General features: G+C 42.3%; 10 protein-coding genes. 4 read left to right on the forward strand and 6 right to left on the reverse strand.

Translation table 11 applies throughout. The features are described from left to right. Positions 1-29: 29 nt before the first annotated feature. A complete protein-coding gene (locus ACFQ3S_RS02130) occupies positions 30-665 on the forward strand; it encodes a hypothetical protein (RefSeq protein WP_377160747.1) in 636 nt (211 codons plus the stop codon). Between the two features lie 126 nt (positions 666-791). Here the strand turns inward: ACFQ3S_RS02130 and ACFQ3S_RS02135 are convergent, their stop codons facing one another. Further along, a complete protein-coding gene (locus ACFQ3S_RS02135) occupies positions 792-1739 on the reverse strand; it encodes an MlaD family protein (RefSeq protein ID WP_377160750.1) in 948 nt (315 codons plus the stop codon). A 28-nt stretch (positions 1740-1767) separates the two neighbouring features. Continuing rightward, entirely contained in the window at positions 1768-2628 is an 861-nt protein-coding gene (locus ACFQ3S_RS02140; RefSeq protein ID WP_377160752.1) for an N-acetylmuramoyl-L-alanine amidase family protein, read from the reverse strand. Positions 2629-2683: 55 nt separating this feature from the next. Here ACFQ3S_RS02140 and ACFQ3S_RS02145 point away from each other — a divergent pair, with 55 nt between their 5' ends. From ACFQ3S_RS02145 to ACFQ3S_RS02155, 3 genes are read left to right on the forward strand one after another with little or no spacing between them, the layout of a single operon-like run. Then, positions 2684-5401, forward strand: coding sequence for a putative LPS assembly protein LptD (locus ACFQ3S_RS02145; RefSeq protein ID WP_377160754.1), 2718 nt, complete (start codon positions 2684-2686; stop codon positions 5399-5401). 2 nt (positions 5402-5403) lie between these two features. Continuing rightward, a complete protein-coding gene (locus tag ACFQ3S_RS02150) occupies positions 5404-6645 on the forward strand; it encodes a competence/damage-inducible protein A (RefSeq protein WP_377160757.1) in 1242 nt (413 codons plus the stop codon). 52 nt (positions 6646-6697) lie between these two features. Next, positions 6698-8077: a dihydrolipoamide acetyltransferase family protein gene (locus ACFQ3S_RS02155; protein ID WP_377160760.1), complete on the forward strand. Its 1380-nt coding sequence runs from the start codon at positions 6698-6700 to the stop codon at positions 8075-8077. 36 nt (positions 8078-8113) lie between these two features. Here the strand turns inward: ACFQ3S_RS02155 and ACFQ3S_RS02160 are convergent, their stop codons facing one another. The 4 genes from ACFQ3S_RS02160 to ACFQ3S_RS02175 are packed head-to-tail and all read right to left on the reverse strand — an operon-like array spanning position 8114 to position 11872. Next, positions 8114-8932, reverse strand: coding sequence for a hypothetical protein (locus ACFQ3S_RS02160; protein ID WP_377160763.1), 819 nt, complete (start codon positions 8930-8932; stop codon positions 8114-8116). Positions 8933-8979: 47 nt separating this feature from the next. Then, the gene (locus tag ACFQ3S_RS02165; protein ID WP_377160766.1) at positions 8980-9771 is read right to left on the reverse strand and encodes a polysaccharide deacetylase family protein; all 792 of its coding nucleotides are present in this window, start codon (positions 9769-9771) and stop codon (positions 8980-8982) included. Then, positions 9752-10705, reverse strand: coding sequence for a glycosyltransferase family 2 protein (locus ACFQ3S_RS02170; RefSeq protein WP_377160769.1), 954 nt, complete (start codon positions 10703-10705; stop codon positions 9752-9754). Before ACFQ3S_RS02170 ends, ACFQ3S_RS02165 begins: the two co-directional genes overlap by 20 nt. Beyond that, complete coding sequence (locus tag ACFQ3S_RS02175) at positions 10706-11872, reverse strand: glycosyltransferase family 87 protein (RefSeq protein WP_377160771.1); 1167 nt, start codon at positions 11870-11872, stop codon at positions 10706-10708. It abuts the gene before it with no gap. Positions 11873-11933 lie beyond the last annotated feature (61 nt).

Genomic DNA, 11933 nt, shown 5'->3' on the forward strand with positions numbered 1-11933 from the left:
AAGGCTATACAATAACAAAACAAACTTTTATGAATATTTTTACGGTTAAAAAAAAGTGGCTCAAACTATTTTTGGGATACGCACTAATAGTACCTGTTTTTGCATCTTGTAGTAAAGATCCTGATCCTGCCGTAATTAAAGTTTCATCCGCGCCTTTGGCCGGTGGTGGTACGCCAACTACTCCTACTACTCCAACCACGCCTACAACGCCAGGTGGCGGTACAACTACCGATCCTGGAACAGCGAATACTAACGGAGATGGTGGTGTTGCCATTGGTAACCCAGGTACTATAATTTATAAATTTAAAGGCACCACTTATACTTTAACCAGTTCATCAACTTATTTGGTTAGTGCTATATCAACTTCTGCGTTAGGTATCAGTTTAACTTCTTTAAGCGGCACTGGCAGTGGTGCTTCAAAGTCTGTAACGCTTGTTATTGGCGCCTTAACCAGCGCACAAGGAGTAACTGATGTAAGTGTTGCTAATTTAGCACTGGCAGATGGAACCTCTTACAGCGGCAGCTTTTCGGGGTATGTAAACTTCAATACTTTTACCTTAAATTCTAACAAGGTAACAACGAAGGGTACCTTTGATGTTATATTAGAGAACGACGCTAATGCAGCTGATAAAGTAAAGCTGAGCGGCTCGTTTAACTTAATGTGATCGTTAAATTGGGCATTAAATAATGTTAATTAAATTTACTACTCCTGCAACAATCATAAATTTAATCCACCAGGCAAAAAAATATACAGGATGTTTCATAAATAATACAGCCTTTTATTATATTGCTTAATCAGCTTTGCGGCCAAACACCGAGAAGCTTACGTAACGTTTGGGATGTGCTTTCAGATCGATAAACAGGTTGTTTAAGTTACCCGACGCTTCATTTAAGTTATTATACATCTTATCGTCGTTCAGCAATAAACCTAATGAACCTTTTCCATTATTTATTTTAGCTACCGTAGTTTGCAGATCGGCCATGGCTTTATCGGCGTTAGCTAAAGTTTGCTTGATGTTAGAATTAGCCAGGTCGGCACTCAGTTTTTCAAAATTAGCCGTAGTTGTGTTTAAACGACCCGTGCTTCCGCGTAAACTAACCGTAATAGCTTCGGCATTAGTCATTATTCCGTTAATATGGGTTGATTGTGCGCCAACCAAACGGTCTATTTTTTTAGTAGTACCTTCCAGCGTTTGTAAAGAATTAGCAATACTTAAAAAGCTGCGGTCAACGTTTTTCTGAAATTCGGGGTTTAGTATTTTATTGATAGCGGCCAGGCTCGAGTCCACTTTTCCCATTAGTAACTCGGCTTTACGTTGTACCGGTTGCAGGCTTTGCGCTAAACTACCTTGTATATCGGCACGCAAGGTATCTTTAGTTTCGGCTAATTCGCGGCTATTGCCCAATTCAAATATAATGGCTTTGCTGCCTAAAAGGTCGGTGCTCTCTAAACGGGCAAGGGTATTAGCCGGTATAGGGTATTTAGGATCTACCTTAAATTCTACCACTGTAAAACCGCTTTCGGTTTGCAGAGTCATGTTAGATACATGGCCTATCTGGAAACCATTTACTAATATGGGCTTGGAAAGGGTTAGGCCTTCTACATTTCGGTATATAGCGTAAAACTTGTTCGATCCGGCAAAAACATCGTTACCCTTGAGGTAACTAAAGCCCAGGATTAATATGGCAATACCTATTACGGTTAAAACACCAATTTTAGTTTCGTTAGATATTTTCAAGGTATATGTACTTTAATGTTATTGAATGTTATTGAGCTGTTTGTTCCAACTCGCGTTTATATTGTTTAATAGCTCTTACAATAGAGTTCACTATTTCTGTTTGTCCTTCTTCCGAGTTTAAATAATCCTCCTCTTCAGGATTATTGATAAAGCCGGTTTCAACCAGTATAGATGGCATGGCGGTATTTGCCAGTACCTGTATGCTTTGCTCTATTACACCAAACGTATTTCGTCCGTCGGTATTCACAAATTCGTTGTTCACTAAATTTGCCAGGTGTATGCTTTGTTTACGATACTTATCACGATAAGTGTTTAACACCATGGCTTCAACCGGGTCAAGCTCCTTAACGGGTCTGTTCGAGTATGCTTTTTCTTCCTCTGCAAACTCGTTTTCACGTATAGCCGCTACCTGCTCGCCCGACCTGCGGAAAGTGTTTACCAGCAACAAAACTCCCCTACCAGAACGGTTAGCGACCGAAACTGTTTTTCCATTCACTACTTTTCTAATGTTTGGCAAAGAGTTGCAGTGTAACGATACATAAATGTTTGCCTTATTTTCATTAGCCATTACTGCACGTAAACCGTTATTTACAAAAACGTCGGTAGTACGGGTCATTAAAACATTAACATCTTTTATTTCTTTTTGTACGGCAATTTGCAATTTTAATGCCAAAGCAAGCGTTATGTTTTTTTCCATCGAATAAGCGCCTAATGCACCGGCCGCGCGGCCGCCGTGACCCGCATCTATAACAATGGTTTTAAGTTTAAAACCTGTTGCAGTAACGGTATCTACACTATCGGAAATTGTAAATGCGAATGAAGAATTTATAAAGCAAAATAGTAATGCCAATAAACCATAAATGAATGTTTTGAAAGCTTTATTTTTCATTATTTTTGAACGCCGTTAAACTTTTTATCTGCAAAAATACTATTCATATCCAATTTTGAAATTTATCAGGTTCTTTTTTCTTATTAGTATTGTTTTGATAGCTAATGCCATAGCTTCTGCAAAACGGCATAGTTATCATAAACCCTTATCGGTTGCCGATACCATCATCAAACTCGACTCCGTTAAAGATAAGAAGTTATTAAGACGTTCGCAACGTTTAGACAAGGGTAAAAAAACTGCTACACGCGATACCACTAAAAAAACAGCCCTTACCGATACGACTAAAAAAAAGTCTGGAGGTTTACAGTCGGAAGTAAAATCAAATGCCGATGACTCTACTTATACCGATGCCGAAAACAAAATAACTTACCTGTTTGGTAACGCGAGGGTCACTTATGAAGATTTTTCGCTGGATGCCGATTATATACGCATTGATGAGAAGAACCACCTGATATTTGCAAGCGGGCGCAAAAACCCTAAAACAGGGGCTTATACCTACCGGCCCATAGCAAAAAATAAAGATGAAAGTCCGGTAACACTGGATTCTATTTACTATAACTATCAAACTAAAAAGATTTATTCGTTTAACGCATCCACCGAGCAGGAAGGAAACTTTATAACCGGCGGCGAATCAAAAAAGTTAAATGAAACAGAGGTGGCCTTACACAATGTACTACTAAGTACCTGCTCTTTACCTATGCCTCATACGCATTTTGGTATTGTAGTAACCAAAGGTATAGCCGAAAAAAACCGCATTATAACCGGCCCCGCCTACTTAGAGATAGCAGGTGTACCGTTACCTATAGCTGTGCCGTTCGGGTTTTTCCCCAAGCCCGACAGCCGAACCTCGGGGGTAATCCTCCCATCATTCGGCGAAGATAACCGGCTGGGTTTCTTTTTACGGAATTTTGGGTACTATAAGGCCTTTAGTGATTATCTCGACTTAACCACCATGGCCAGCTTTTATTCTAAAGGCTCGTTCGAGATCGGTACCACCGCCCGTTACTTAAAACGTTATACCTACCAGGGTACGCTGGCCTTAAATTTTGGTTCACACAACTACGGTGTATCGGGCGATCCGTACACCAAAGATTTTAACATACAATGGTCGCACTCGCAGGATGCCAACGCGCATCCCGGGAGTACGTTCAGCGCGTCGGTAAATGCGGCTACCGCATCTTATTACCAAAACAACACGGCCACTACCAACTACAACTTACAACAGTTAACGCAAAATAACCTGCGTTCGAGTATTTCTTACAGCCGAACGTGGGCCGGTACGCCTTTTAATTTAACTACCAACCTTTCGCACAGCCAAGACCTAAGCCGTAAAACCGTTACACTCGAGTTACCTACCTTTAACTTTAATATGACGTCAATCAGTCCTTTCGATAATAAAGACAGGGTAGGCGAACAAAAGTGGTATCAAAAACTTACGGTAAGCTATACCTTGCAGGGAACTAATAAAATTAACGATGTGCCCGAAGCGCAACTTTTTCAAAAAGAAACCTTAACCAGAAGGATGCAAAACGGTTTTCAGCACACCATACCTATTGGCTTAAACTTAAATGTGTTTAAATATTTCCAATTTAACACAAGCGCCAACTACTCGGAACGCTGGTATTTTCAAAGCATTCGTAAAACTTATGCACGCGGGAGTGTTAGGGGTAACGATGTATTACTTACCGATACAGTAGGAGGTTTTACCCGTGCCGGTGAGTATTCTTTAAATGGCGGTTTTTCTACCAAGGTTTACAACCAACTCAGTTTTAGGGGTGGTAACCTGAAGGCAATACGCCACGTAATGACCCCTTCAGTTAGCTTTAACTACCGACCCGATTTCGGAGACCCCAGCTACGGCTATTATCGCCGTGCTGTAAGTGATGCCGTGGTGCCATATCCGGCAACTTCCCAGTTATATTCTATTTACGAAAGAGCTGTTTACGGCGGACCAGGTGCCGGTCGTTTTGCGGGGATCAGTTTCTCGGTTGATAACACTATTGAAGCTAAAACAAAGGCCCGCAGCAGCGATACCTCGGGAGCCGACCGTAAGATCACCATTTTGCAGGGCTTAAGCTTTTCTTCGTCTTACAACTTCGCGGTCGATTCGTTCCGCTTAGCGCCGGTATCATTTAACGCGCACACCGCCCTGTTTAATCAAAAGGTAAGTGTAAGTTTGAACGGTAGCCTCGACCCCTATGTGAACCAATTGCGCGATTCGGTAAGTAACGGGCAGGTAACCCGGTATGTGAGGCGTATTGATCGCTACACGTTTCAAAATGGTGCTTTCCCTACATTGAGCAACCTGGCGTTTTCTATGAGCTTTAGCTTAAATTCGGCAACTAATAAAAAAACACCCGCGCCCAATACGCTGCAAAATATGACCGTTAACCAGGCCGAACGCCTCGCCATGATAGATAACGACCCCAGTAGGTATGTAGATTTTAATGTACCCTATAATATAAGTGTGAATTTTAACTTCAACTATAGCAATCAAATTACCAGCAAAACTACTTCCAGTACCGTGAGCGCCAGCGGCGATGTTAACGTGAGCCCTAAATGGAAAGTACAGTACACTACTAATTACGATATTAAGGCAGCCAAATTGGGTATAACACAATTTTCCATCTACCGCGATCTGCACTGCTGGGACCTTTCTTTCCGGTGGACGCCCTTTGGTTTATACAAATCTTTCAGTGTAGACTTGCGGGTGAAAGCATCTATTTTGCAGGATCTGAAACTCACCAAACGAAAAGATTATTATAACAATTAATCATGCTTGCAGAAATTATAACCATAGGCGATGAGATTCTCATTGGCCAGATCGTAGATACCAATTCGGCCTGGATGGCGCAGCAACTGAATGCGGCCGGCATTCGCATTAAGCAGATCTCATCTATAAGTGATGATAAGGAGCATATCCTTAAAGCTTTAGCCGAAGCTAAACAGCGGGCGGATATTATTTTGATAACCGGGGGCTTGGGCCCAACTAAAGATGATATTACCAAAAAAACCCTGACCGAATACTTTAATGTTGGTTTTGTTGAAAATGAGGAAGCTTTAGAGAACGTAAAACGGATCTTTGCCAAATATAACCGTCCGCTGCTGGAGGTTAATCGCCAGCAGGCACAGGTACCGGCCAACTGCGAGGTGCTCAATAACCAAAATGGTACTGCCCCAGGTATGTGGTTTAATCAGGAAGGCAAAGTATATGTATCTATGCCGGGCGTACCGCACGAAATGATGTATATGGTAGAGCAACAGGTGTTGCCCAAACTAAAAGCCACCTTTAAACTACCTTTTATCATTCATAAAACCTTATTAACGGTAGGTGAGGGCGAATCGTTTTTAGCTGAACGCATTGCTGATATTGAAGACGCTTTGCCGGCGCATATTAAATTAGCTTACCTCCCTAAGCTTGGCCAGGTACGTTTAAGGTTGAGCGGTTATGGTGATAATGAAGCTGCCTTGCAACAGGATATAGACAACTATGCCGCTTTATTAACAGACCGCTTAGGCAAAGTAATAGCCGCAGAGGATGATATAGCACTCGAAAAAGCCATCATGAATAAACTGGAAGAGCGCGGTCAAACCGTATCGGTAGCCGAAAGCTGTACCGGTGGTTACATTGCGCACTTGTTTACCCAACATGCAGGTTCGTCGGCTACATTTTTAGGAGGTGCGGTATCTTACTCATACGAATTGAAAGAAAGCATATTAGGTGTTAAGAACGAAACACTATGGCAGCATGGTGCTGTAAGCGAAGAAACGGCTACCGAAATGGTGGAGGGTGCGTTGCTGAATTTTAAATCGGACTATGCCATTGCGGTTACCGGTATTGCTGGTCCGGGTGGTGGTACCGACGATAAACCGGTGGGAACCATTTGGATAGGTGTAGCCGGTAAAGGTAAAACACTGGTAAAAAAGTTTACATTTGGTAATAAACGCAAACAAAACATTGAACGCACGGCCATTACCGCGCTGGGTATGTTGAATACTTTACTGACAAGGGAATAAAACTAACAGATAAATAAGTAATTTTACCACCCATCAACTGTAGATACTAAACATGGCCAAATACCAGCTCCTGCTACCTAAAATGGGCGAAAGCGTTGCCGAAGCAACTGTAATAACCTGGCTTAAAAACCCGGGCGACAAGATTGACGCTGACGACGCGGTAGTAGAAATTGCCACCGATAAGGTAGATTCGGATGTGCCATCGCCGGTTAATGGTGTGTTGATAGAGCAGCTTTACCAAAAAGATGAAGTGGTGCAGGTAGGCAGCCCTATAGCTATTATTGAAACAGATGAAGAAGAACCGGCACCTGTTGCCAAGGCTGCACCAGCTGAGCAGCATGAACCGGTAATGGATCCTGAACCTATATCAGAGCCGGAAATACCAGCCGTTGAAAATATTCCGGGCTTAGAACAGTTACCAAAAGTAGATGCCCCGGTTGCGCCAGCAGTGCAATCATCATCGGTACGTTTTTACTCACCCTTGGTACGCAATATAGCTAATCAGGAAAACGTAAGTCAGGCCGAACTGGATGCCATTCCCGGTACCGGTGCCGAAGGTCGTTTAACTAAAGACGATTTGCTAATATACCTGGAAAACCGAAATGCAGGACAGGAAGGTGAAGCATACCCCGCAACCCCGCAACCTTCAACCCCGTACCCCGCAACTACATCCTCGCAACCGACAGCTTTCTCGCACCCGTCCGCACCCATCCGCACCTCTGCTGGCGATGAGATCATTGAAATGGACCGTATGCGCCGTTTAATCTCCGATCACATGGTAATGAGCACACATACATCGGCCCATGTAACCTCATTTGTGGAAGCTGATGTAACCAATTTGGTTTACTGGCGCGAACGCATCAAAGCTAAATTTGAAAGCCGGGAAGGAGAAAAGATCACCTATACCCCAATATTTATTGAAGCAGTGGCCAAAGCCATTGCCGATATGCCGATGATCAATGTATCGGTTAATGGTACGCAGATCATCAAGAAGAAAGACATTAATATAGGTATGGCCACAGCCCTGCCAAACGGTAACCTCATAGTTCCGGTTATCCGCCGCGCCGATACGCTGAACCTGGTAGGTTTGGTAAAAAGCGTGAACGATTTGGCTGGCCGTGCCCGTAACAATAAACTAAAACCCGATGATGCCGCCGATGGTACGTTTACTGTAACCAACATTGGTATGTTCGGTAATATTATGGGTACACCTATCATTAACCAGCCGCAGGTAGCCATACTCGCAGTGGGTACTATTAAAAAGAAACCTGCCGTACTGGAGACTCCAACCGGTGATGTGATAGCTATACGGCACATGATGTACCTATCTATGTCGTACGATCACAGGGTAGTAGATGGAGGTTTGGGCGGTTCGTTCCTGAAACGCGTTGCCGATTATTTAGAGAACTGGGATTTAAACAGGGAAATTTAGATAAAGCCTGTTTAAAATTCAGATAATATTTGTATATTATTTGATGTACTTGTAAAATGTAAGCTTTTTACTTTGTGCGTTTATTTCTATATAGCCGCCTGTAATACCTACATAAATATGCTTTTTATCTTTAACGGCCACCGAGTTTGGATGAAAACCGTACCAAGAAAGTTCTTTAAATATTTCAGTCTGCTGCCAGTTTTCAATCATGTAAAAACAACGGTTAGTAGCCAAATAAATAACATTTTGATGAACAGCCAAGGCCATGGGCGCTTCATTATACTTTTGCATTAATATCCCGTTAATAGAATCATTCCTAAAATTGATTTTATAAATAGCGCCATAACTCAAACTCAAATGTGCCAGCCCTTCCATAAAATATATGCTATCACGATATGTGAAGATATCTTTTACATTACCGTTTTTAATAATCATAGCTTGTTTAAGCTGTTCTTTTAAGGGATCGTTTGTGGCTGTGATTTGTAAGCCAAAAAATGGATCGCCTTTGGTACCAAGCTTACGTGCTTGTCCATTTACATAATATTGCTTACGAGTGGTGTCGTTGGGTTTGTAGTAAAGGCCGCCGCCCCATTCGCCACGGTTAATGCCTAATAGTTTACCTTGCGGTAAAGTAAACTCTTTAACAGATGAGTAAATATACTTGCCAATGTGCAGCTTCCCATTTTCAACTTCAACGGTGTAAGCCTTTCCCGAACGATTTAAATCATACCACTCTTTGGTCTTAACTTCGGGCAGCGGCGTTTTTACAAAGTCGGCTAAGGCGTAGGTTTGGGCTGCTGCAGTTAAACTATAGAATGTCATCACCATACATACTATACACTTGATTTTTCTCATGATGTTGCACTAAGATTCAATGAACAGTAAATCCTTTATTTACACAATTATTTTGCCAGCTGTCTTTTTATTCCCTGTACAAAATCACCCGTTCGTGCAAACTCATACCCTTTGGCCAATCCCCAACTTATAAAATCACTTATGCGTTTGATGAAAGCATCACCTGTATTGCGCACCACATAGCCGGGAAAGTTGAAACGTTCGGGCTGGTCGAGATCGGTAAACTCCCAGGGATGAAAGTAAAGATTTAAGTAGCCATCCTTGCGATGCGTTGCCGCACTTAAAGTTTTAAGTAAGCTCATAGGCAAGTTATGAAAGCTTAACCAAAATAAAGGGAACCTGATCAGCGGCGATACCGACGAGGGCAGTTGCAGCACATTATGATGGTAAAACCAGGTACGTGGCTTGCTGAAATTGTTATACCTGCCCGGCAGCCAGGTAGGGTTGATGGATGAATTATAAACATAACCTGCCTTTTCAATTTCGCGTTCATCAACCGGCATCATGCGGGCCATGCGGTAACCTGTAACGGGTACGCCAGCTATTTCTTCCAGCTTTTCTTTGGATTGCAACAGATGTTGCGGCTTAAAATCGGAATGATAATAGCCGTGCGATGCCAGTTCATGACCCTCGTTTACGATTTGCATTACTATCTCAGGTTTATGCTGGGCATAGTTGGCCGTAGTATAAAACGTGGCCTTAATACCGGCCTGTTTTAAGATTTGTAAGATGCTTAAAGTACCGGCGGTAGATATGGAAAGCTGATCTTCGAACGAGATGGTTTTGCCATACTCAAAGGGCATGTCAAATTCTTCAATATCAAAGCTTAACAGTATCATGGTTTATGCGTTGCAGGTTGGTAGATCGTATAATATAATTAGGGCGCTGTTTGGATTGCATGAAGAGTTTGCCCAGGTACATGCCAATAATGCCCAATACCATGAGTTGTACGCCGCCAAAGAAAACGATGGTAGCCAAAATGGATGTCCAGCCCGATACCACATGACCGGTGAAATAGCTGATAAGAATGTAAGGAATATAGAGCACTGCCACCACAGAAAAGAACAAGCCCACGCCGGTAGCCATGTACAAAGGGCGCACACTAAATGCAGTGATCCCTTGTACGGCAAACTTCACCATCTTTTTTAAATTGTACTTGCTTTTACCCGAAAACCGAGCTTCGCACTGGTAGTGAATGGCAAATTGCTTAAAGCCCAGCCATTTTACCAGCCCGCGTATAAACAAACCGTTTTCGTTCAGGCTGGAGAGAACGTTGGCTACATTGCGGTCTATCAGCCTAAAATCGGCAGTGCCTTTTTCCAGTTTAGTGTCCGACAGCGAGTTCATCATTTTATAGAACAGGTCGGATGTTTTGGTTTTAAAAATGGTAGCCTCATCCTGGTATTCGCGGCAGGTGTACACCACATCATACCCTTCTTCCCATTTCTCTAAAAACTGGGGTATCAATTCGGGCGGGTGCTGCATATCGCCATCCATGCTAATCACGCAATCGCCATCGGCATAATCGTAACCAGCTTTAAGGGCGTTTTGGTGACCGAAATTTCGCGACAATTCCAGGTAGAACAAATTGTTATCAAGGCCCGACAAAGTTTTTAACCGCTCAAGCGTACCGTCCGAACTTCCATCGTCCACAAAAATCACTTCGTAGGTGTAAGGCACGGTTTTCAACACATTTATTAATCGGCTTGCCAATACCTCAATATTACCTTCTTCGTTAAAAGAGGGAATCACTACAGAAATCTTTCTTCTCATTTATACAGCTGCGTAAACAGGTTGCCGGTCAAATTTCCGGGTTAAAGTTTCAAAAATTATTTTGAGCCAAATAATAAAGCAAGGTAGTGCTTTTAAGGCATAAGGTTTAATGTATTCCCGGTTGATTAATTTGGGGAACAAGTCGGATGGGGATAGGCTGGTTACAATTAAAGCAAAAACAAGCAGACTAATTTCCAGCTTGCTTACCGGCCGGTTTAAATTCATAAACCAAACAGCCACGCCCACAAAGGCTATTATATAGGTAGGCGACTCAGACCCGGTACTGAATATCACTGTGAACATCAAAGTAGAAGCCAATAGCAGTAACTGATAGGAGACCTGTTTGTAACTTTTAATATTTAAATAGGAAGCACCGAATAAAGCCAGCGCCGGTAGCATTACTAATACGTTGGAGAGCTGCGGATAATGAAAGATCCGTCGTATCATCCCCATTACGCTGATATCCTGCATGGTGGAGGTCGCGTTTAATGCATTTTTCTCTACCAAACTGGCGTACCAGTCGTAATAGCTTTGAATCACAAAACTGGGCGATGAAAACGGCATAGGCAATATAAAAAGTACAACTCCCCAAAATATAAGCGATAATATAAACTTGATTTTATGCTCCGAAAAGAAGAAAAATGCCAAACCAACAATACCGTATAACTTGATGTAAGTACCGGCCACAATTATAAGCGCGGCCCAAAAATCGTGTTTGTTTTTAATGAAGATATAGCTTAAAGTAATAAACCCTGCCATCATAGGGTTAAACTGCACATTAAAAGAAGCGGTCATTAGTTCATGTGCGCATATAAGCAAAACTACATTCCGTTGCAGTGCGGTAATTGGTAATAGCAGTATAGCACGGTATAACACCCAGGCGTTGAGCATTACCCAAAGTATGGCTCCCAAACCATCGGGCAACAGGGTAAAGGGTGCTATAAACAGGGCAAAAAGGGGACCGTAGTGGTTGGTATCTAAAAAGTACTTTGGCTGCGGAGCATATAAATTAACCTTATGAACCAGGTTTACAAAGGTGTATTTATAGATGTAATAGTTATTAATGTGCCCGTGTAGTACTTGTTTGAGGATGGCAAAAAAGCTTAAACCAAACCAAATTACGGTAACAAAAATACGGTTAGTAAAGAGTTTAAGGTATTTAGACATTGAAGGGGCGCTCGTCATTTACTTGTTACAAATATAATAAAAAAGCCCCAAGCCCCCTCTA

Origin of the sequence: Mucilaginibacter terrae (assembly GCF_042679325.1) — a bacterium.
Taxonomy (GTDB): domain Bacteria; phylum Bacteroidota; class Bacteroidia; order Sphingobacteriales; family Sphingobacteriaceae; genus Mucilaginibacter; species Mucilaginibacter terrae.

What these genes read in the sequence shown, in the direction of transcription:
- ACFQ3S_RS02130 (WP_377160747.1), top strand. Translation starts at nt 30, where the DNA reads ATGAATATTTTTACGGTTAAAAAAAAGTGGCTCAAACTATTTTTGGGA.
- ACFQ3S_RS02140 (WP_377160752.1), bottom strand. Translation starts at nt 2,628, where the DNA reads ATGAAAAATAAAGCTTTCAAAACATTCATTTATGGTTTATTGGCATTA.
- ACFQ3S_RS02150 (WP_377160757.1), top strand. Translation starts at nt 5,404, where the DNA reads ATGCTTGCAGAAATTATAACCATAGGCGATGAGATTCTCATTGGCCAG.
- ACFQ3S_RS02155 (WP_377160760.1), top strand. Translation starts at nt 6,698, where the DNA reads ATGGCCAAATACCAGCTCCTGCTACCTAAAATGGGCGAAAGCGTTGCC.
- ACFQ3S_RS02160 (WP_377160763.1), bottom strand. Translation starts at nt 8,932, where the DNA reads ATGAGAAAAATCAAGTGTATAGTATGTATGGTGATGACATTCTATAGT.
- ACFQ3S_RS02165 (WP_377160766.1), bottom strand. Translation starts at nt 9,771, where the DNA reads ATGATACTGTTAAGCTTTGATATTGAAGAATTTGACATGCCCTTTGAG.
- ACFQ3S_RS02170 (WP_377160769.1), bottom strand. Translation starts at nt 10,705, where the DNA reads ATGAGAAGAAAGATTTCTGTAGTGATTCCCTCTTTTAACGAAGAAGGT.
- ACFQ3S_RS02175 (WP_377160771.1), bottom strand. Translation starts at nt 11,872, where the DNA reads ATGTCTAAATACCTTAAACTCTTTACTAACCGTATTTTTGTTACCGTA.